The organism is Streptomyces griseus, from assembly GCF_900460065.1.
GTDB classification, from domain to species: Bacteria; Actinomycetota; Actinomycetes; order Streptomycetales; family Streptomycetaceae; genus Streptomyces; species Streptomyces griseus.
The window spans coordinates 316993-337101 of the sequence record NZ_UAVD01000027.1 but is presented as its reverse complement, the minus strand read 5'-3'; the positions used below and the strand labels follow the sequence as shown (position 1 = coordinate 337101).

21 protein-coding genes are annotated in these 20109 nt (G+C 74.1%); 4 read left to right on the top strand and 17 right to left on the bottom strand.

The features are described from left to right. Window positions 1–94: 94 nt before the first annotated feature. Together groL and groES are read right to left on the bottom strand one after the other, a co-directional pair. Window positions 95–1720 (bottom strand): chaperonin GroEL, encoded by a 1626-nt coding sequence (gene groL / locus DTB53_RS17435; protein ID WP_012379435.1) that lies wholly within the window; start codon window positions 1718–1720, stop codon window positions 95–97. Window positions 1721–1817: 97 nt separating this feature from the next. Next, window positions 1818–2126, bottom strand: coding sequence for a co-chaperone GroES (gene groES, locus DTB53_RS17430; protein ID WP_003966899.1), 309 nt, complete (start codon window positions 2124–2126; stop codon window positions 1818–1820). Between the two features lie 278 nt (window positions 2127–2404). Between groES and DTB53_RS17425 the strand changes: the two genes are divergently transcribed. Next, a complete protein-coding gene (locus tag DTB53_RS17425; protein WP_012379436.1) occupies window positions 2405–2881 on the top strand; it encodes a DUF6234 family protein in 477 nt (158 codons plus the stop codon). A 36-nt stretch (window positions 2882–2917) separates the two neighbouring features. Here the strand turns inward: DTB53_RS17425 and DTB53_RS17420 are convergent, their stop codons facing one another. Next, entirely contained in the window at window positions 2918–3841 is a 924-nt protein-coding gene (locus DTB53_RS17420; RefSeq protein ID WP_012379437.1) for a polysaccharide deacetylase family protein, read from the bottom strand. A gap of 161 nt (window positions 3842–4002) precedes the next feature. Here DTB53_RS17420 and DTB53_RS17415 point away from each other — a divergent pair, with 161 nt between their 5' ends. Continuing rightward, window positions 4003–5226, top strand: a complete 1224-nt coding sequence (locus DTB53_RS17415; RefSeq protein ID WP_012379438.1) for a THUMP-like domain-containing protein — start codon at window positions 4003–4005, stop codon at window positions 5224–5226. 681 nt (window positions 5227–5907) lie between these two features. On the opposite strand, the gene DTB53_RS17405 is transcribed toward DTB53_RS17415, so the two are convergent. Together DTB53_RS17405 and DTB53_RS17400 are read right to left on the bottom strand one after the other, a co-directional pair. Beyond that, window positions 5908–6372, bottom strand: a complete 465-nt coding sequence (locus DTB53_RS17405) for a VOC family protein (protein ID WP_003966903.1) — start codon at window positions 6370–6372, stop codon at window positions 5908–5910. Between the two features lie 118 nt (window positions 6373–6490). Then, window positions 6491–8029, bottom strand: a complete 1539-nt coding sequence (locus DTB53_RS17400; protein ID WP_012379440.1) for an MFS transporter — start codon at window positions 8027–8029, stop codon at window positions 6491–6493. A 127-nt stretch (window positions 8030–8156) separates the two neighbouring features. Between DTB53_RS17400 and DTB53_RS17395 the strand changes: the two genes are divergently transcribed. Next, a complete protein-coding gene (locus tag DTB53_RS17395; protein WP_003966905.1) occupies window positions 8157–8906 on the top strand; it encodes a TetR/AcrR family transcriptional regulator in 750 nt (249 codons plus the stop codon). Window positions 8907–9000: 94 nt separating this feature from the next. Here DTB53_RS17395 and DTB53_RS17390 read toward each other — a convergent pair whose 3' ends face one another. From DTB53_RS17390 to tsaB, 4 genes are read right to left on the bottom strand one after another with little or no spacing between them, the layout of a single operon-like run. Continuing rightward, the gene (locus tag DTB53_RS17390) at window positions 9001–9270 is read right to left on the bottom strand and encodes a hypothetical protein (RefSeq protein WP_003966906.1); all 270 of its coding nucleotides are present in this window, start codon (window positions 9268–9270) and stop codon (window positions 9001–9003) included. Beyond that, window positions 9267–10379, bottom strand: coding sequence for a tRNA (adenosine(37)-N6)-threonylcarbamoyltransferase complex transferase subunit TsaD (gene tsaD, locus DTB53_RS17385; protein WP_042496365.1), 1113 nt, complete (start codon window positions 10377–10379; stop codon window positions 9267–9269). Before tsaD ends, DTB53_RS17390 begins: the two co-directional genes overlap by 4 nt. After that, window positions 10379–10867, bottom strand: a complete 489-nt coding sequence (gene rimI, locus DTB53_RS17380; protein WP_012379442.1) for a ribosomal protein S18-alanine N-acetyltransferase — start codon at window positions 10865–10867, stop codon at window positions 10379–10381. The genes tsaD and rimI overlap by 1 nt, the downstream gene beginning before the upstream one ends. A gap of 29 nt (window positions 10868–10896) precedes the next feature. Then, a complete protein-coding gene (gene tsaB / locus DTB53_RS17375; protein ID WP_003966910.1) occupies window positions 10897–11544 on the bottom strand; it encodes a tRNA (adenosine(37)-N6)-threonylcarbamoyltransferase complex dimerization subunit type 1 TsaB in 648 nt (215 codons plus the stop codon). Between the two features lie 134 nt (window positions 11545–11678). On the opposite strand from tsaB, the gene DTB53_RS17370 reads away from it, so the two are divergent. Beyond that, the gene (locus DTB53_RS17370; RefSeq protein ID WP_003966912.1) at window positions 11679–12275 is read left to right on the top strand and encodes a L,D-transpeptidase; all 597 of its coding nucleotides are present in this window, start codon (window positions 11679–11681) and stop codon (window positions 12273–12275) included. Between the two features lie 144 nt (window positions 12276–12419). Here the strand turns inward: DTB53_RS17370 and DTB53_RS17365 are convergent, their stop codons facing one another. The 8 genes from DTB53_RS17365 to glmS form a co-directional block, all read right to left on the bottom strand. Next, entirely contained in the window at window positions 12420–12602 is a 183-nt protein-coding gene (locus tag DTB53_RS17365) for a hypothetical protein (protein ID WP_012379445.1), read from the bottom strand. Between the two features lie 135 nt (window positions 12603–12737). Continuing rightward, window positions 12738–13307, bottom strand: coding sequence for a tRNA (adenosine(37)-N6)-threonylcarbamoyltransferase complex ATPase subunit type 1 TsaE (gene tsaE / locus DTB53_RS17360; protein WP_003966914.1), 570 nt, complete (start codon window positions 13305–13307; stop codon window positions 12738–12740). Continuing rightward, window positions 13276–14514, bottom strand: a complete 1239-nt coding sequence (locus DTB53_RS17355) for an alpha/beta fold hydrolase (protein ID WP_003966915.1) — start codon at window positions 14512–14514, stop codon at window positions 13276–13278. Before DTB53_RS17355 ends, tsaE begins: the two co-directional genes overlap by 32 nt. Then, a complete protein-coding gene (alr, locus tag DTB53_RS17350) occupies window positions 14511–15689 on the bottom strand; it encodes an alanine racemase (protein WP_012379447.1) in 1179 nt (392 codons plus the stop codon). The genes DTB53_RS17355 and alr overlap by 4 nt, the downstream gene beginning before the upstream one ends. 60 nt (window positions 15690–15749) lie before the next feature. Continuing rightward, window positions 15750–16139, bottom strand: a complete 390-nt coding sequence (locus DTB53_RS17345; protein WP_003966917.1) for a DUF488 domain-containing protein — start codon at window positions 16137–16139, stop codon at window positions 15750–15752. 44 nt (window positions 16140–16183) lie between these two features. Next, window positions 16184–17632 (bottom strand): bifunctional ADP-dependent NAD(P)H-hydrate dehydratase/NAD(P)H-hydrate epimerase, encoded by a 1449-nt coding sequence (locus DTB53_RS17340; protein WP_012379448.1) that lies wholly within the window; start codon window positions 17630–17632, stop codon window positions 16184–16186. A gap of 170 nt (window positions 17633–17802) precedes the next feature. Continuing rightward, a complete protein-coding gene (locus DTB53_RS17335) occupies window positions 17803–18171 on the bottom strand; it encodes a holo-ACP synthase (RefSeq protein WP_012379449.1) in 369 nt (122 codons plus the stop codon). A 45-nt stretch (window positions 18172–18216) separates the two neighbouring features. Next, the gene (gene glmS / locus DTB53_RS17330) at window positions 18217–20064 is read right to left on the bottom strand and encodes a glutamine--fructose-6-phosphate transaminase (isomerizing) (RefSeq protein WP_003966920.1); all 1848 of its coding nucleotides are present in this window, start codon (window positions 20062–20064) and stop codon (window positions 18217–18219) included. Window positions 20065–20109: the final 45 nt, after the last annotated feature.

The window sequence follows — 20109 nt, the reverse complement described above, 5'->3', positions numbered from 1 at the left end:
ACGCACCGAGGCCCGGCGCCCCCGCGACGGGGGTGCCGGGCCTCGGGCGTGCCGTCCGGTTCACCGCGTGGTGGACCGGACGGCGTGGGCCGTACTAGTGGGAGTGGCCGTGGCCGCCGTGACCGGCGTCGGCCTCTTCCTCGGCCGGCTTCTCGACGACCAGGGTCTCGGTCGTGAGCAGCAGCGACGCGATGGACGCGGCGTTCTCCAGGGCGGAGCGGGTGACCTTGACCGGGTCGATGACGCCGGCCTTGACCAGGTCGCCGTACTCGCCGGTGGCGGCGTTGAAGCCCTGGCCCTTGTCGAGCTCGGAGACCTTGGAGGTGATGACGTAGCCCTCCAGGCCGGCGTTCTCGGCGATCCAGCGCAGCGGCTCGACGGCGGCGCGGCGGACGACCGAGACACCGGTGGCCTCGTCGCCGGTCTTGCCGAGGTTGCCGTCCAGGACCTTCACGGCGTGGACGATGGCGGAGCCACCGCCGGAGACGATGCCTTCCTCGACCGCGGCGCGGGTCGCCGAGATGGCGTCCTCGAGACGGTGCTTCTTCTCCTTGAGCTCCACCTCGGTGGCGGCGCCGACCCGGATCACGCACACGCCGCCGGCCAGCTTCGCGAGGCGCTCCTGGAGCTTCTCGCGGTCCCAGTCGGAGTCCGTGGACTCGATCTCGGCCTTGATCTGGTTGACGCGGCCCTTGACGTCCTCGGAGTTGCCCCCGCCGTCGACGATGGTCGTGTCGTCCTTGGAGACGGTGACGCGGCGGGCGGTGCCCAGCACGTCGAGACCGGCGCCGTCGAGCTTGAGGCCGACCTCCTCGGCGATGACGGTCGCACCGGTGAGGGTGGCGATGTCACCGAGCATGGCCTTGCGGCGGTCGCCGAAGCCCGGGGCCTTCACCGCGACGGCGTTGAAGGTGCCACGGATCTTGTTGACGACGAGGGTGGAGAGCGCCTCGCCCTCGACGTCCTCGGCGATGATCAGGAGCGGCTTGGAGGCGCCGGCCTGGATGACCTTCTCCAGGAGCGGGAGCAGCTCCTGGATGGAGCCGATCTTGCCCTGGTGGATCAGGATGTACGGGTCGTCGAGGACGGCCTCCATACGCTCCTGGTCGGTCACCATGTACGGGGAGAGGTAGCCCTTGTCGAAGGCCATGCCCTCGGTGAACTCCAGGTCCAGACCGAAGGTGTTGGACTCCTCGACGGTGATGACACCGTCCTTGCCGACCTTGTCCATCGCGTCCGCGATGAGCTCGCCGACCTGCGGGTCCTGGGCGGAGAGAGCGGCGACGGCGGCGATATCGGCCTTGTCGTCGATCGGGCGGGCGGTCGCGAGGAGCTCCTCGGACACGGCCTTGACCGCGGCGTCGATGCCCTTCTTCAGGGCGGCCGGGGAGGCGCCGGCGGCGACGTTGCGCAGGCCCTCGCGGACGAGCGCCTGGGCCAGGACGGTCGCGGTGGTGGTGCCGTCGCCCGCTACGTCGTTGGTCTTGGTCGCCACCTCCTTGACGAGCTGGGCACCGAGGTTCTCGTACGGGTCGTCGAGCTCGACCTCGCGCGCGATGGTGACACCGTCGTTGGTGATGGTGGGAGCGCCGAACTTCTTGTCGATGACGACGTTGCGGCCCTTGGGGCCGATCGTCACCTTGACCGTGTCGGCAAGCTTGTTGACGCCGCGCTCAAGGGCGCGACGGGCGTCCTCGTCGAACTTCAGAATCTTCGCCATGGGCTGTATCCCTCTCAAAATGAACTGCGCCCCTCGCCGCCCGGCTAGTTGTTACGCAGGGGGCCAGGGGCGCAGAACACAGGCAAACGTGGGTGAATTACTTCTCGACGATCGCGAGGACGTCGCGGGCCGAGAGGACGAGGTACTCCTCGCCGTTGTACTTCACCTCGGTGCCGCCGTACTTGCTGTACAGGACGACATCGCCGGTCTTGACGTCGAGCGGAAGCCGCTCGCCGTTCTCGAAGCGGCCCGGGCCCACGGCGAGGACGACGCCCTCCTGGGGCTTCTCCTTCGCGGTGTCCGGAATGACCAGGCCGGAAGCCGTGGTCTGCTCGGCGTCGAGCGGCTGGACCACAATGCGGTCCTCGAGCGGCTTGATCGCAACCTTGGAGCTGGTGGTCGACACGATCCGGTCTCCCCCTTCGGAGATCTCACGGGGTTTAACAGTCTGTGGGCGGCGACCAGACCGATCCGTCGTCGCGGGTGCCGGACCTGCCCTGTCGCGCAAGGTGGTGCTGGCACTCTCCAGGGGGGAGTGCCAGACCCGAGACTATGACCGCGATTAGCACTCGGTCAAGCGGAGTGCCAATTCACCACCCTCGCGCCGTCTCGATCGGGGCTCCATCGGATCACCGTCCGGACAACGCCGGGGTGGAGCCCCGTGTTCCGTAGGACGGTACGGAGATGACGCGCCCCGAGAGCCGCCCGCCCGGACGACCGGACGAGAGGACCGCATCGCGGCCGTCGGCTCCGGGGGGCTGCGCGGACCCTCTGCTGGGCCTGGTGCTGGTGCTGGCCGAGTTGACGCTCGGCGCCCTGCCGCTCCTCGTGGTCGCGGTGACGACCCTGTCGCCGCCGCACGGGCCCTCCCGCGGTTTCGTCGACTCCTGGGGCCCGACCCTCGTCCTCGCCGCCCTGGCCGTGATCCCCGCCGGTCTCGCCGTGGCCCTGCTGCGCAATCGGTGGCGCTGGGCGGGCGGGGCGCAGGTGCTCGTGGCGGTGGCCCTGTGCGCCGCCGCGCTCGCCGCGGCGGTGCAGGAGCGCCCGGACCCGTGGACGGATCGCGCCCCCGCCCCCTCCGCCACCCCGTCCCCCGCGGGGGACTCCCCGCCCTGCCGCAGCGGGGGCGACAGCGGCGAATGCGCGCGCAGCGGGGGCTGAGCGCGCGTTCGCGGCCGGGTGCGGGGGGCGAGCGGGTCAGACGTAGTCCTCCAGCTTCGCCACCGCGTACCCCTTGTCGGTGATGGTCTTCATGACCCGGCGGATCATGTCGGGCATCGAGCCCTTCCAGTCCTCCTCGCCCCGGAAGTGGGTGAGGACGATGTCTCCGGGGTGCAGGTCCCGGTCCCACTCGCGCCATTCCATGCGGTCGGGGAAGGCTTCGGAGGACCACAGGGGCACGGCGGTGATCCCGCAGGACTTGGCGACGACGAGGGTGTCGCGGTTGTAGTTGCCGTAGGGCGGGCGGAAGAGGGTGGGCCGCTTCCCGTAGTGCTTGAGGATCTTCTCCTGCTGGCCGCAGATCTCCCGCTTCTGCTCGGCGTGGGAGAGTCCGGGCAGATAGCGGTGGTTGAGGGTGTGGTTGCTGATGGTCACCCCGCGCCGCTGCATCTTCTTGAAGTAGCCGTAGTCGTCGTTGGTGACGTAGTCGCTGAGGAACGCGCTGTACGGGATGTCCAGTTCGGTCATCATCCGCAGCAGCTCGGGGTCCTTCTCCGCCCCGTCGTCCATCGTCAGGAAGACGATCTTCTCCTTGGTCGGGACGGTGGTGAAGACGGGCGGCAGCCCGGCGTCGTCCCGGACCTCGAAGCCCTTGCGGGTGGTGATGCGCGGCTTCGCCTCCGGCGGCTCCGGGGCCGCGAGCGGCGTCTTGGCCAGCCCCCACTTCCGCGCGGCGACGGCCCGCGCCGCCTGCTTCTTCCCGAGCGCCTCGGCGTACGTGTCCAGGGCGCGGGCGGGCCCGGCCTTCGGCGCGGCCTCGCCCGGCTGGCCGGCGGCGGGCTTCGCGGGTCCGCCGGAGGCTCCCGCGCCACCGCCGCCCGTCTCCGCCGCGCACCCGGAGGCGACGGCGGCGGCCAGCAGGGCCGCCAGCACGACGGTGCCCGACCTGTGCCACTTCATGGCTGATTTTTCTTTTTGTCGTACTAGCTGCATGGCGCCGCATCCTGCCAGCCGCCCGCCCGCATCCGGTCCCGACACCGCGAGCGGACCGCCGCCGTCCCCCGGCCGGCCCACAGCGGCCCCCGGCCGCGCGGGAAACGGCGCCCTGCGCAGCGGCCACAATGGACCGGGTGAACGCGACGATCCCCTCCGCCCCGGACGACGACCCCGCCCGCGCCGCCTTCGCGGCGCTGCGCACCCCCGAGGGCGAGCACCTGCTGGCCGAACTGCGCGACCACGACCCCGCCGAGGAACTGGCCGCCGCGACCCGGCTGCGCCGCACGCACCCGGCGGAGCTGGTGTCGGCGGCCCTGGGCCAGGCCCGGCTGCGGCAGCGGGCGGTGGCCAAGTTCGGGGCCGAGGACGCCTACCGGATGTTCTTCACGCCCAACGGGGTCGAACAGGCCACCCGCACCTCGGTCGCCGCCCACCGCGCCGCCCGGTTCGCCGGGCTCGGCGTGCGGAGCGTGGCCGACCTCTGCTGCGGCATCGGCGGCGACGCGATCGCCCTGGCCCGCGCCGGGATCTCCGTCCTGGCCGTGGACCGCGACCCGTTGACCGCCGAGGTGGCCCGCGCCAACGCCGCGGCACTCGGCCTGGAGGAGCTGATCGAGGTGCGGTGCGCCGATGTCACGGAGATCGACACCGCCCCCTACGACGCGGTGTTCGTGGACCCGGCCCGCCGGGGCGGACGGGGCCGCGTCTTCGATCCGGAGGCGTACTCACCGCCGCTGTCCTGGGCGGTGGCCGCCGCGCTGAAGGCCCCGCGGGCGGCGCTGAAGATCGCCCCGGGCATCCCGCACGAGGCCATCGGCCCGGAGGCGGAGGCCGAGTGGATCTCGGACGGCGGGGACGTGAAGGAGGCCGTGCTCTGGTACGGGGAGGGCGTCGCGCCCGGCGCGTTCCGGGCCACGCTGCTGCCGTCCGGGGCGGCCCTGACCGCCCCGGCCCCCCTGCCCGCCCCGCCCGTGGGCCCGGTCGGGCGCTATCTGTACGAGCCGGACGGTGCGGTGATCCGGGCGCACCTGGTCGCCGACATCGTCGAGCGGTGCGGCGGGCGGCTGGTGGACGAGACGATCGCGTACGTCACGAGCGACGAGCCGTACTCCTCCCCGTACGTCGCCGGGTACGAGATCACCGATCGGCTGCCCTTCAACATGAAGAGGCTGAAGGCGCTGCTGCGGGAGCGGGAGATCGGCGTGCTGACCGTCAAGAAGCGCGGCTCGGCGGTGGAGCCGGAGGAGCTGCGCCGTCGGATGAAGCTGAGCGGACCTCACTCGGCGACGGTGTTCCTGACCCGAGTGGCGGGGGCTCCGACGATGCTGATCGGCCGTCCGCTGGGCTGACCCGCCCGCCGGTTCCCGTCAGGACGCCCAGCACCCAGCGGCGGTGCGCCGACGCCTTGACGCCGCCGATGAGTCCGGTGAGCCAGGCGATCATGCCGAGGCCCATGATCAGGGCGACCGTGCCGTACGTGTCGTCGCCGGGCCGGGCGCTCGCCGGGCCGATCACGCAGAGCGCCAGCCCGCCCGCCGCCAGGACGAACGACAGCAGCAGCCAGACCAGGCTCGTCCCCGGCAGCCGCAGCTCCCGGTCGCGCTCCGGATCCCGGTCCAGCGCTCCCCAGGCCAGCAGCAGCGCGCGGATCTCCCGGTCCCGGGCGACGTGGAGGGAGCCGAGGACGACCGCCGGTATCAGCGCAGCGGCCCCGAGGAGCAGGGCCAGGACTCCGGCGATCCCGCTGAAGAAGTCCGCCGACGCCTGCTCGAACATGACGAGTCCGGAGCCCACGAGCAGCCAGCCGAACGCGGCGAGCCCGGCCCACATCACCAGCACCCCGAGCCGCCCCGGCCCCAGGTGCATCCCCACCAGAGCCCGCAGGATCAGCGCCCGGTCGGCGAGCATCGCCTCGCGGTCCGGCCAGGCGCGGACCTCCACGGGAGGCGGGGGCGGGGGCAGCGGGGGGCGGCGTGACATGGACCAGACACTATCCGGGAGCGGGCCCCGGCCCGGGCGGCCCCGGCGGCTCAGGCGTCGCGCAGGGCCTGGATGTCCAGCTTCCCCATGCCGAGCATCGCCTTCATCGCCCGGTCCGCCTTCGCCGGGTCCGGGTCGGCCAGCAGGCGCGGCAGTTCGTTCGGCACGATCTGCCAGGAGACGCCGTACCGGTCCTTGAGCCAGCCGCACCGGCCCTCCTCGCCGCCCTCGGAGAGCGCGTCCCAGAACCGGTCCACCTCGGCCTGGTCGGCGCAGTCCACGGAGAGCGAGATCGCCTCGGTGAACGGGAACTGCGGGCCGCCGTTGAGCCCGATGTAGTCCTGGCCCGCGAGCCGGAACCCGACGGTGAGCACGGAACCCGTCTCGCCCGGGGCGGACTCGCCGTAGTGGGTGACGTCCAGGATCCGGGAGTCCCCGCCGAAGATCGCGACGTAGCGCTCGGCCGCCTCCTCGGCCTGACCGTCGTACCAGAGACAGGGGGTGATCTTCTGCATGGTCTTCTCCTCGTCGGACCGTCCGCACGTCCGGGCCAGAGGTCCGGACGTCGTGGAAGGTAGACCGGCCCGGCCGCCCGGACTCATCGGACACGCCGCCCGGACGCCGCGAGGAGGCTCAGCGGGCGGCGGAGGCGTCGCCCTCGTGTTCCGCGGCGACGGGCCCGTCGGCCACCGCCCGGCGGCCGGGGGCCTTCGGCTCCGCCGGCAGCAGGACGTACGCCGCGAGCGCGGCCGACGCCAGAAGCGCCGCGGCGGACCAGAAGGCGGCCTCGTACCCCGAGGACAGCTCGGCGCGGCCGGTGGAGCCGCCGGTGACCTGGGCGGCGACGGTGACCAGCACCGCGAGGCCGAGCGAGCCGCCGACCTGCCGCGAACTGTTGAGCAGCCCGGAGGCCATGCCGGTCTCGCCGGTGGCCACGTCGGTCGTCGCGGCCGTGCCGAGCGGGACGAAGCAGAGCCCTATGCCGAAGGAGCAGACCAGCGACGGGCCGAGGATGGAGACGAGGAAGCCGCCGTCGACCGTCGCGGTCGACGCGAACCAGGCCATGCCGAGCGCGGCCAGCGTCGCCCCCACCGTCATCAGCCGCCGGATGCCGAGCGCGGCGACCGCGCGGGTGGCGAGGATCGAGCCGGCGACGACGCCCACGCAGAACGGCAGGAACGCGAACCCGGCGGCGGTCGCCCCGAACCCGAGGACCAACTGCATGTAGAGCGAGACGAAGTAGAAGGCGCCGAACTGGGCCGAGGCCAGCAGCAGACAGAACAGGTTCGCCGTCAGCACCGGTCGCCCCCGCAGCAGGCCGGGCCGGAACAGCGGGGACTCCGTCCGCAGCTCGACGGCGACGAAGGCGGCCAGCAGGAACGCCGCGGCGCCGAGGGAGGCGAGCGTGACCGCCGAGCCCCAGCCGTGGTCCGAGGTCCGCACCAGGCCGAGGACCAGCAGCGTCGTCCCGGCCGTGACCAGCAGCGCCCCGGCCACGTCCAGCCGTGCCCCGGGCCGCCGCCCACCGCCGACCGGGCCGGTGCGCGCGGCAGCGGCCAGGGCGAAGGCGACGATCGGCACGTTGACCAGCATCACGGACCGCCAGCCCGTCGCGTCGGTGAGGACGCCGCCCGCCAGCACCCCGACCGCGCCGCCCGCCGCGCCGGCCATGCCCCACAGCCCGAGCGCCCGGGACCGGGCCGGGCCGGCCGGGAAGGCGAGGGTGATCAGGGCGAACGCCACCGGGGCGAGGGCCGCCGCGCCGACGCCCTGGACGGCCCGCGCCGCCACCAGCGACCCGGGCGACCAGGCGAGCCCGCCGGCCAGGCTGGCCAGACCGAAGATCACCAGGCCCGCCGTCAGGACGCGCCGCGGGCCGGCCAGGTCGGCGAGCCGGCCGCCGAGCATGAGGAGCCCGCCGAAGGCGAGGGCGTAGGCGTTCACCACCCAGAGCAGCCCGTCCCCGCCGAAGCCGAGGTCCTCGCGGATGTCGGGCAGCGCGACGTTCACCACGGACATGTCCAGCGACACCAGGAACTGCACCGTGAGCGCCACCACCAGCAGCCACCGCGCGTGCCGCTCCCCCGCGCCCTCGGCGGTCCCCGCGCCCGGAGCCCCCGCGGCCCCGCCCTCGGGGTCTCTTCCCGTCCCGCTCTTCCCCGCGCCGCCCATGACGTCCCCTTCCCCTCGCGCTTCCCTCGACCGGGAATTATCGTACACATAAAGAAATTAGACGCCGGAGCACCGGGACGGTCCCGCGGCGGACCGGAGCAGGGCCCCGGAAGGAGAGAATGCCCAGGTGTCAGGCACCGAGAAGACCGAAAAGACGAAGAAGACGAAGAATCCGGTGACGGGCGGCAAACCGGGCGCGGCCGGGCGCCCCACGGGACGGCCCGTGGGGCGGCCCCGCAGGCTGGACCCGGAGGTGATGGTCGCCACCGCGCGCCGCATCGTCGAGGAGGAGGGCGTGGCCGCCCTGTCCATGCGGCGGGTGGCGAAGGAGCTGGGCAGCACGCCCATGGCGCTCTACCACTACGTGCAGGACAAGGACGAGCTGCTGATGCTCACCCTGTCCGGCACGGCGGCGGCGTTCCCCCGCCCGGAGCTGCCCGTGGACCCGCGCGAGCGGCTGGTGGCGGTGGCCGCGCACATGCACGACATCATCGGCCGGATCCCCTGGGTGCTGGACATCCTGGCGCTGGGCGAGCTGACCGACCGCAACGCGCTGTGGATGGTGGAGGAGATCATCGACTGCGCGCTCGCCTGCGGTCTCTCCCCGGCCCGCTCGGTGCGGGCGTACCGGACGATCTGGAGTTACGTCTACGGGGACCTGGTCTTCCGCAGGGCGGCGGCCCGCCGGGCGGAGAACCCGTCGCGCCGGGAGTTCTTCCCGGAGATGGTCACGGAGAGGGACGCGGCGGAGCTGCCCCGGCTCACCGAGGTCAAGGACCGCTGGCGGGAGTACGCCGCGGACTACGAGACGGTCGAGGAGCTCGACGCGATCGTGGACGGCCTGCTCGGCCGGGGGGCGCGGGGCGCGAAGGCCTGACCGGGCCGCCCCGCCGCCGGGCATCCCTCCCGGCCGCCGCCCGAGGGCCTCACCGGGCCGCCGGGGTCCGGGGCGGCAGCCCGGCCCCGCGCGTTCAGCCCACCGCCTCGAAGCGCCAGCGGTGCACCGGGCGGGTGATCAGGGCGGCGTCGGGCTCGGGGAGTTCGGGGAGGTCGTCGCCGTACGAGGCGTCCTGCCACCACGTCATCACGAGCACCCGGTCCTGCGGGGCGCGCAGCAGTTCGCGGCGGTGCGGTTCGCGGGACAGCTCGGCGGACCGCGCCCGCGCCCACTCCAGGAGTTCGCCGCCGCGGCCCTCGGCGGCCCGGGCCTCCCACATCAGGACGATGGTCGCGGCGCTCATGAGTAGAGGTTGTCCTTGCTGATCTCGTGCACGTGATCGTGGTCGTGCGAGTGGGCGTGCGCGGCCCCCGGCACGTGCGGCTCCGTCACCGGAAGCGAGGAGTCCGCCGACAGCTCCAGGTCGGAGGGGAGCCGGTTGCGGGCGACCATCTCCGCGCCGAGCGCGGCGACCATCGCACCGTTGTCGGTGCAGAGCTTCGGGCGCGGCACCCGCAGCCGGATGCCGGCCCGCTCGCACCGCTCCTGGGCCAGGGCGCGGAGCCGGGAGTTGGCGGCGACGCCGCCGCCGATCATCAGGTGGTCGACGCCCTCGTCCTTGCAGGCCCGGACCGCCTTGCGGGTGAGCACGTCCACCACGGCCTCCTGGAAGGACGCCGCCACGTCCCGTACGGGCACCTCCTCGCCCGCCGCGCGCTTCGCCTCGATCCAGCGGGCGACGGAGGTCTTGAGCCCGGAGAAGGAGAAGTCGTACGGGGCGTCGCGCGGGCCGGTCAGACCGCGCGGGAAGGCGATGGCCTTCGGGTCGCCCTCGCGTGCCAGCCGGTCGATGACGGGGCCGCCGGGGAAGCCGAGGTTCAGCACCCGGGCGATCTTGTCGAAGGCCTCGCCCGCCGCGTCGTCGATCGTCGCGCCGAGCGGCCGGACGTCGGCGGTGATGTCGGGGGCCAGGAGCAGCGAGGAGTGGCCGCCGCTGACCAGCAGGGCCATCGTCGGCTCGGGCAGCGGGCCGTGCTCCAGCTGGTCGACGCAGATGTGCGAGGCGAGGTGGTTGACCCCGTAGAGCGGCTTGCCGAGCGCGTACGCGTACGCCTTGGCGGCCGAGACGCCGACGAGCAGGGCTCCGGCGAGGCCGGGGCCCGAGGTGACGGCGATCCCGTCGAGGTCGCGGGCGCTGATCCCGGCCTCCTTCAGGGCGCGCTCGATGGTGGGGACCATCGCCTCCAGGTGGGCGCGGGAGGCGATCTCCGGGACGACGCCGCCGAAGCGGGCGTGGGTGTCGACGCTGGAGGCGACGGCGTCCGCGAGCAGGGTCGTGCCGCGCACGATGCCCACGCCGGTCTCGTCGCAGGAGGTCTCGATGCCGAGTACGAGGGGTTCTTCGGCAGCCATCATTCAGTCCCGGTCTCTGGTGCGTGCTCGTGCACTGCTTGTTCTTGCATGGTCAGGCGCATGACCAGGGCGTCGATGTTCCCCGGCTGGTAGTAGCCGCGCCGGAAGCCGATCGGTTCGAAGCCGAAGCGCTCGTACAGCCTCTGCGCCCGGGCGTTGTCGACCCGGACCTCCAGCAGGACCGTGGCGCACTCGAAGTCGGTGGCGGCCTTCAGCAGGTCGGTGAGGAGTTCCGAGCCGAGGCCGGTGCCCCACGCCTCGCGGCTGACCGCGATCGTCTGGACGTCGGCCAGGTCGCCGAGGGCGGCGAGCCCGGCGTAACCGGTGATCCGGCCGGTGGCGGGGTCCTCGGCGACGACGTAGTGGCGGGTGGCGCCGGGGCCGCGGGCGTGGGCCAGCTCGGACCAGAACATCCCGGGCGACCAGGCGTCGTCCGGGAACAGCTCGTGTTCCAGCTCCAGCACCGGTGCGATGTCCCACCAGCGCATCTCGCGCAGTACGGCGGCGGTGGCGGTGCTCACGTGGGGGTGACCACCTTGTAGTTCTTCGGGACCTGCGCGTCGGGCCGGCGCAGATAGAGCGGTTGCGGCTCCAGCAGCTCCTGTCCGGCGGCGAGGCGTTCGGCGGCGAGCGCGGCGAGCGCCCCGGCGGCGACGTGCTCGGGGCCGCGCGGGTCCGGGAAGGCGTCCGGGTAGAGCACCGCGCCCGCGCCGACGACGGGGAGCCCGGCGAGGGCTTCGGCGATGTCGGCGGGCCGGTCGACGGCGGGTTCGCCCGAACGGGTGCGGGCGTCCTCGTACCGCGCCCAGTAGACCTCCTTGCGGCGCGCGTCGGTCGCCACGGCGAACGGCCCTTCCAGCCCCTCCAGTCCGGCGGCGTACGCGAGGCCGTCCAGGGTGCACAGGCCGTGCACCGGTACGGAGAGGGCGGAGCCGAAGGTGGCGGCGGTGACCAGGCCGACCCGCAGGCCGGTGTAGGGGCCGGGGCCGACGCCCACGACCAGGCCCGTCACGGCGTCGAGCTCCGTCCCGGCCTCGGCGAGGACCCGGTCGACGGCGGGGAGCAGCAGTTCCCCGTGCCTGCGGGCGTCGACCTGCCCCGAGGAGGCGATGACGGACGTGCCGTCGTGCAGGGCGACGGTGACGGCGGGGGTGGCGGTATCCATGGCGAGCAAGAGCACGCAAACAGCCTACGGCTCCGCCGACGGCGTTACCGCGTCCGTACGGCGTCCCGGTCCGCCCCCTCCCTGCTGCTACCGTCACCGGGTATCCGCGGGTACGACGTAAACGCTTGTACGACATGCGGCAACGGCAGTCGAAAGGGGAGTTCACGGTGGCTAGGGGAAGCTCGGGAATCGTGGCCGGGCTCACTGCGGCGGCGGTCGCCGCGGTCGCCTTCCTGGCCTACCAGGCCTCGGCGAACGCCCCCGCCTCGGTGGCGTCCACGCCCGGCAAGAAGCCCACCGCCTCGGCCTCGGCCCAGCCCTCCGCCAAGCCGAAGCCCACGGCCGACCCGCTGGCGGTCCCGGCGGCGTCCGGGAAGGGCGAGCGCGTCGTGTACGCGCTGGCGGACCGCCGGGTGTGGCTGGTCGGCGGGGACAACGAGGCGATCCGCACCTTCACCGTGATGCCGAGCCCCGTCAGCCCGCCGCCCGGGGTCCACAAGGTCACCTCGCGCTCGGGCACGGTCCAGGGCTCGGACGGCGTCCCGATCGAGCACGTGGTGCGCTTCGCGAACGTGGACGAGGTGGCGATCGGCTTCAGCGCGGCGCAGGACGGCTCGATGGCCACCCCGGACCCGACGTCGAAGACCGGCGGCGTCCGGATGAAGCGCGCGGACGGCAAGGCCATGTGGACCTTCGCGACGGTCGGCGCGAAGGTCGTCGTCGTCCCGTAGCAAAGGCGCCCCCGCCAGGTCGCGTCCGCACCGTCTCGTCCGGCCCGCGACGGGCGGCCGACGACACGGTGCGGACACTCCCCGGGCCCCGTCGTCGAACCGCCGCCCGCCCCGCGGGCGGCGACGGCCGTCCGACGGCACGACCTAGGCGGCGTCGCGCCTGGCCGGCGGGGGGATCACGCCCCGATCCGCCGCCTCCGGCTCAGCGGCCTCGTCGTTCGGCGGGGTGGAGATCACGGTGGCCGCGGCGCACGAGGCCAGCAGGTCTCTCATCGACAGGGCGGACGGAGTCGGTCGCGGCTGCGCTGCGCGCTCGGGCGTCGGCATGGATGCCTCCTTGATGCTCCGATGGAGGGCCTGGTTAGGCAAGCCTAACCACACCTCGTCACCCATGTGACCACGACCACGGGTCCGGACGCAACAATTTACCGACGCCCTGTCGGGAAGGCTACTCCCGGAACCTCACGCCAGATCCGCCCGCAGCCCCGCCCAGCGCGCCCCGATGCCGACCAGGGTCACCTCGCGCCGCTCGTCGTCGGTGTCGCCCTTCGCCCGGTCGATGAGGACCCGCAGCCGGTCGTCCGCCAGCTCCTCGACCTTGCCGTCGCCCCACTCCACGACCACCACGGACTCCGGCAGCGACACGTCCAGGTCCAGGTCCTCCATCTCGTCGAGCCCGCCGCCCAGGCGGTACGCGTCGACGTGGACCAGGGCGGGGCCCCCGGTCAGCGAGGGGTGGACGCGGGCGATGACGAAGGTCGGCGAGGTGACCGCGCCGCGCACGCCGAGGCCCTCGCCCAGGCCCCGGGTCAGGGTCGTCTTCCCGGCGCCCAGCTCGCCGGTGAGCATGACCAGGTCGCCGGGGGCCAGCACCCGGGCGAGCCGGCGGCCCAGGTCCTGCATCTGTTCGGGGGAGGTGACGGCGAGCGTCACCTCCACGGCCTCGGGTACGGCCCCGGCGGGCTCGGGGGCGGTCGTCCCCGCGGTCTCCGGAACGGTCTCAGCGGCCGGGCCGCCGTGCGGTGCTTCCATGTCCGCCAACGTTAGCGCCCGGCACCGTGCCGCTGCGTACGAGCAGGTCGGCCAGCCGGTCGGTGACCGTCTCCGGGTGTTCCAGCATCACCAGGTGCCCGGCGTCCGGCACGATCACCAGCTCGGCGTCGGGCAGGACGTCGGCGATGGCCTCGCTGTGCGAGCTGGGGGTGACCAGGTCCTTGTCCCCGGCCAGGATCAGCACGGGCACGTCCCGGAACGCGGGCAGCGCACCGCTCTTGTCGTGCTCGGTGAAGGCCGGGTAGAACTCGGCGACCACGTCGATCGGGGTGGACTCGATGAGCCGTTCCGCGAACCGGGCGACCGCCGGGTCGACGTCCCGCGAACCGAACGAGTACCGCTTGATCAGCCCGGCGAAGAGGTCCGCGGTGGCCCGCCGCCCCTTCTCCACCAGCTCCGTCTGCGAGCCGAGCGCCTTCAGCACCCCGGGCAGCACCCGGCGCACCGCGTTGACGCCCGCCACCGGCAGCCCGAAGTTCACCTCGCCGAGCTTGCCGCTGGAGGTGCCGACCAGGGCGACGGCGGCGACCCGGTCGCGGATCAGGGCCGGGTACTGGTCGGCCAGCGCCATCATCGTCATGCCGCCCATGGAGTGCCCGACCAGCACCAGCGGGCCCTCGGGGGCCGCCGCGTCGATGACCGCCCTGAGGTCGCGGCCGAGCTGGTCGATGCCGACCGGCACCCCGTCCGCCTGGGTCCGGCCCCGCCCGGAGCGGCCGTGGCTGCGCTGGTCCCAGTAGACGGCGCGGACGAGGCCGCGCAGGGCGGCCCGCTGGAAGTGCCAGGAGTCCTGGCCGAGGCAGTAGCCGTGGCTGAAGACGACGGTGACCGGGGCGGGGGCCTTGCGCCCGAAAAGCCGGCGGCGGCGGGAGCCCGCGGAGCCGGTTCCCTCCTCGCCCGGGGACGCGTCCTCCACCTCGTCGATCTCGTAGTGCAGTTCGGTGCCGTCGTCGGCGACGGCCCGGCCCGGCGTGCCGCGCAGCGAGCCGTAGGGCCCGGTGGCGTCCAGCGCGAGGCGGGCCTTCTTGCGCATGCCGCGCCCGACGGTGAGCCGCTCGACGGCGACCCCGGCGGCGGCACCGGCGGCGAGCACCCCTATGGCGGCCCCGGCGATCCCGGCCCGGCGCCAGCCGGCCGCGCCGGCTGCGGTCGCGGCGACCACCTCTTCCGCGCTGCTCCCGCTCACCGCCGCCCGCCTCCGGCCGCCTCGCCCGGACCGGCCGCGCCGTCCACGTACACCCGCGGCACCCGGGTGCCGATGCGGGTGACGATCTCGTACGCGATGGTGCCGGCGGCCTCCGCCCAGTCCTGCGCGGTCGGCTCGCCCCGGTCGCCCGGGCCGAACAGCACCGCCTCCGCGCCCGCCTCCGGCCGGTCGCCGTCGAGGTCGACGACGAACTGGTCCATGGCGACCCGGCCGGCGACGCGGCGCACCTTCCCGCCGACCAGGACGGGGCCCGTGCCCGACGCGTGGCGCGGGACGCCGTCCGCGTAGCCGACGGGGATCAGGCCGAGGGTCGTCTCGGCCGTCGTCGTGTAGTGGTGGCCGTAGCTGATGCCGTGTCCGGCCGGGGCGTCCTTGACCAGGGCGACGGACGCGGCGAGCGTCATCACGGGCCGCAGTCCGAGGTCGGCGGACGTGCCGAGTTCGGGGGCGGGCGAGACGCCGTACATCGCGATGCCGGTCCGCACGAGGTCGAAGTGCGCCTCGGGGATCGTGAGCGTCGCCGGTGAGTTGGCCAGGTGCCGCACCTCGGGCTCCACGCCCTCCTTCTCGGCGTACGCCACCAGGTCGCGGTAGACGGCGAGCTGGGCGGCGATCGAGGGGTGGCCGGGCTCGTCGGCGCAGGCGAAGTGGGACCAGAGGCCGGTGACCTCCACCCGGCCCGCCCGCTCGGCGGCCAGCGCCTCGCCGACCAGCTCGGGCCAGTCGGCGGGCTGGCAGCCGCCGCGGCCGAGGCCGGTGTCGGCCTTGAGCTGGATCCTGGCCGTCCGGCCCGCCGCCGCGGCGGCCGCGACGACCTCGCGCAGCGCCCACATACCGCCGACCGACACATCGATGTCGGCCTCGATCGCCTCGCGCCAGGGCCCTCCGGGCGTCCACAGCCAGCACATGATCCGGCCGTCGAGTCCGGCCGCGCGCAGGGCGAGGGCCTCCTGCGGGGTCGCGGTGCCCAGCCAGGTGGCCCCTGCCTCGCGGGCGGCCCGTGCGCAGGGCACGGCCCCGTGCCCGTAACCGTCGGACTTCACCACGGCCATGAGCTGGGCCCCGGCCGCGCGCTCGCGCAGGACGCGCACGTTGGCGCGCAGCGCGGCGAGGTCGATCTCGGCACGGGCTCTCAGGGACGCTGTCTCGTTCATCGCGCCCAGTCTCTCAGAGGCGTGGGCCGCCTCCCCGGCGGTGCACACCGGTATCCGGCCCTATGTACGTTTCCTCACATGGCCCAGGTGGTCGACCAGGACGGGGACATGGCTGTCGGCCACGTCCTTGACGGCGGTGATCAGGGTGACGGGACCGCCCTCGCGCACCAGGCCGAGGAGCCGCTCGACGGCCTCCGTGTGCGCCGGGTCGTCCAGTTCGGCGCGGTAGCGCTCGACGAAGGCGTCGTGGCGCGCGCCGGAGCGGTCCTGGTGGTACCAGGAGCGCAGTTCGTCCGAGGGGGTGACGTCCTTCAGCCACACGTCGATCGCGGCGCGCTCCTTGGAGACGCCCCGGGGCCAGAGCCGGTCGACGAGCACCCGGGTGCCGTCGCCGTCCTCCGGCGGGTCGTAGACCCTCCGTACGCGTACGGGTCCGCTGCCGCTCGCCATGTCCGGCCGCCCTTCCTCTCCCGGGCCTCCACCCTCCCCCCGGCTCAGCCCGCCCGCACGTCGCGCCAGGCGGCCCGGATGCCCTCCGCGACGTCCTGCGCGGAGACCGGGGCCCCGTCCGAGCCGTGCCGGGCGGCGAGCCCGTGCAGGTACGCGCCCACGGACGCGGCGTCACGCGGGGCGAGTCCGGCCGCGAGCAGGGACCCGGTGAGCCCGGAGAGCACATCGCCGCTGCCCGCCGTGGCGAGCCAGGACGTGCCGGTCGGGTTGACCCGTACGGGTGTGTCGCGGGCCTCCGCGACCAGGGTCGTGGAGCCCTTGAGGAGCACGGTGGCGCGGTAGCGGGCGGCCAGTTCGCGGACGGCGGCGAGCCGCCCGGCCTCGACCTCCTCGCGGGCCGTGCCGAGCAGGGCCGCGGCCTCCCCCGCGTGCGGGGTCAGGACGGTGGGGGCGGTCCGGGTCCGGACGGTCTCCGCGTCCAGCAGCCGCAGCCCGTCCGCGTCGACGAGCACGGGGACGTCGGCGGCCAGCACGTCGGCGACGGCCGCCTCCGCGCCCCGCCCGTCGCCGAGCCCCGGCCCGACCACCCAGGCCTGCACCCGCCCGGCCTCCGACGGCGGCCCGGCGTGCACCAGCGCCTCGGGGTAGCGGGCGATCACCGCGTCGGCGCCCGGTCCGACGTACCGCACGGCCCCGGCCCCGCCGTGCAGCGCGCCCGCGACCGCGAGGACCGCGGCGCCCGGGTAGCGCTCGGACCCGGCGACGACGCCGACGACCCCGCGCCGGTACTTGTCGCTCTCCGGTCCCGGCGCCGGGAGCAGCGCGGCGACGTCGGCGTACTGGAGGGCCTCCAGGTCCGGCGGCTCGGGCAGTTCCGGGCCGAGCCCGATGTCCACCAGCCGCAGGGCCCCGGCGTGTTCGGCGGCCGGGTCGATCAGGAGGCCGGGCTTGTACGTGCCGAAGGTGACGGTGGCGTCCGCCCGGACCGCGTCCCCGTGGACCTCGCCGGTGTCGGCCTCCACCCCGCTCGGCAGGTCGACGGAGAGGACCGGGGTGCGGTCCCGGGTCACCGTGTGCAGCAGCCCGGTGGCGTCCTCGCGCAGCCCGCCGCGCCCGCCGATCCCGGTGATGCCGTCCACCACCAGGTCGAGCACGCCGAGCCCGTCCGGCCCGTCGACGACCTGCCCCCCGGCCGCCAGCAGCGCGGCGAGGCCCCCGGGGTGGGCCCGGTCGGGGGCGAGCAGCAGGGCCCGGACGCCCGCGCCCCGGCGCGCCAGGCGGGCACCGGCGTACAGCGCGTCGCCGCCGTTGTCGCCGCTGCCGACCAGGAGCAGGACCCGGGACCCGTACACCCTGCCGTTGCGGCGCAGCAGATCGCCGCAGGCCACGGCGAGCCCGGCGGCGGCGCGCCGCATCAGCTCGCCCTCCGGCAGCCGCTGCATGAGGGCGGCCTCGGCGGCCCGTACGGTCTCCACGCTGTAGGCACGTCGCATGGGTCCAACCCTCCGCGATCACGCGGGCGTACGCCACCCCCGCGAGGCCGTGCCGGCCCGTTCCGGCCGGGCGGTGGGCGCGCCCGCGGGCGTTCCGGCCGGGCCGTGGGCGTCACCGCCGCCCGGCCGCCGGGTGGGGCAGCACCGTGGCCCGTCCGGCCGGCCGGGGGTCATCCCTCCGCGATCACCACCGCCGACGCCACGCCCGCGTCGTGGCTGAGCGAGACGTGCCAGCCGCGTACGCCCAGTTCCGCGGCGCGGGCGGCGACCGTGCCGCTGACCCGCAGCCGGGGCTGCCCGCTCTCCTCGACCCAGACCTCCGCGTCGCTCCAGAGCAGCCCGCCGGGTGCGCCGAGCGCCTTGGCCAGGGCCTCCTTCGCGGCGAACCGGGCGGCGAGCGAGGCGATTCCGCGACGCTCGCCGCTGGGCAGCGTCAGCTCGCTTCCGACGAAGAGTCGGTCGGCCAGCTGGGGCGTACGCTCCAGCGCCGCGCCGAAGCGCTCGATCTCGGCCACGTCGATGCCGACCCCAATGATCACGAACCCACCCTCGCCATCCCCATCACCCGGGACGCGCGCCCCGGCTCACTCCACGGTCACGGACTTCGCCAGGTTGCGCGGCTGGTCCACTTCGTTGCCGCGGGCCGTCGCGAGCTCGCAGGCGAAGACCTGGAGCGGCACGGTGGCGACCAGCGGCTGAAGCAGCGTAGGCGTTGCGGGGACCGTGATGAGGTGGTCGGCGTACGGGACGACGGCCTCGTCGCCCTCCTCGGCGACGACGACGGTGCGTGCGCCCCGGGCCCGGATCTCCTGGATGTTGGACACGATCTTGTCGTGGAGGACCGAACGCCCGCGCGGCGAGGGGACGATGACGACGACCGGCAGCCCCTCCTCGATGAGCGCGATCGGCCCGTGCTTCAGCTCGCCGGCCGCGAAGCCCTCGGCGTGCATGTAGGCGAGTTCCTTGAGCTTGAGCGCGCCTTCGAGGGCGACCGGGTAGCCGACATGCCGGCCGACGAACAGCACGGTGTCATGGTGGGCGAGGGACCGGGCCAGCTCGCGCACGGGCTCCATCGTCTCCAGGACCCGGTCGACCTCGTCGGAGATCGCGGAGAGCTGGCGCACCACCGTACGGATCTCGTCGCCCCACTTGGTGCCGCGGACCTGGCCGAGGTAGAGCGCCACGAGGTAGCAGGCGACGAGCTGGGTGAGGAAGGCCTTGGTGGAGGCGACGGCGACCTCGGGCCCGGCGTGCGTGTAGAGGACGGCGTCGGACTCGCGGGGGATGGTCGAGCCGTTGGTGTTGCAGATGGCGAGCACCTTCGCGCCCTGTTCACGGGCGTGCCGCAGCGCCATCAGGGTGTCCATCGTCTCGCCGGACTGGGAGATGGCGACGACCAGGGTGCGCTGGTCCAGGATCGGGTCCCGGTAGCGGAACTCGCTGGCGAGCTCGGTCTCGCAGGGCAGCCGGGTCCAGTGCTCGATGGCGTACTTGGCGATCATTCCGGCGTGGAAGGCGGTGCCGCAGGCGACGATGACGACCTTGTCGACCTCGCGCAGCTCCGCGGCCGGGATGCGCACCTCGTCGAGGTGGAGCGCGCCCTCCCCGTCCACCCGGCCGAGGAGGGTGTCGGCGACGGCCTGGGGCTGGTCGGCGATCTCCTTGAGCATGAAGGAGGCGTAGCCGCCCTTCTCGGCGGCCGACGCGTCCCAGTCGACGTGGTACTCGCGCACCTCGGCGAGCTCTCCGTCGAACCCGGTGACGACGACGCCCTGGCGGCTCAGCTCGACGACCTGGTCCTGGCCCAGCTCGACGGCGGTCCGGGTGTGCGCGATGAAGGCGGCGACGTCCGAGGCGAGGAACCACTCGTCCTGCCCGACGCCCACGACGAGCGGGGAGTTGCGTCGGGCGCCGACCACCACGCCCGGCTGGTCCGCGTGCACGGCGACCAGGGTGAACGCCCCCTCCAGCCGCCGGCACACCTGGCGCATCGCCTCCGCGAGGTCCCCGCCGGCCGAGAAGGCCTCGGCCAGCAGGTGCGAGACGACCTCGGTGTCCGTCTCCGACTCCAGGGCGTGGCCGCGTCCGGTCAGCTCGCGGCGCAGGGCCGCGAAGTTCTCGATGATCCCGTTGTGCACGACGGCGACCCGGCCGGCGTTGTCCAGATGCGGGTGGGCGTTGGTGTCGGTGGGCGCTCCGTGCGTCGCCCACCGGGTGTGCCCGATGCCGGTCCGCCCGGCCGGCAGCGGCCGGTCGCCCAGCTCCTTCTCCAGATTGACGAGCTTGCCCGCCTTCTTCGCGGCGGCGAGCCCGCCGTCCGCGAGAACGGCGACGCCCGCCGAGTCGTAGCCCCGGTATTCGAGGCGCTTGAGTCCCGCGACGACGACGTCCTGCGCCGACTGGCCACCGACATAACCCACGATTCCGCACATAGCGGCACCTTAAGGCCGAAAGCCCCTCACGGCAGGAATCCGCGC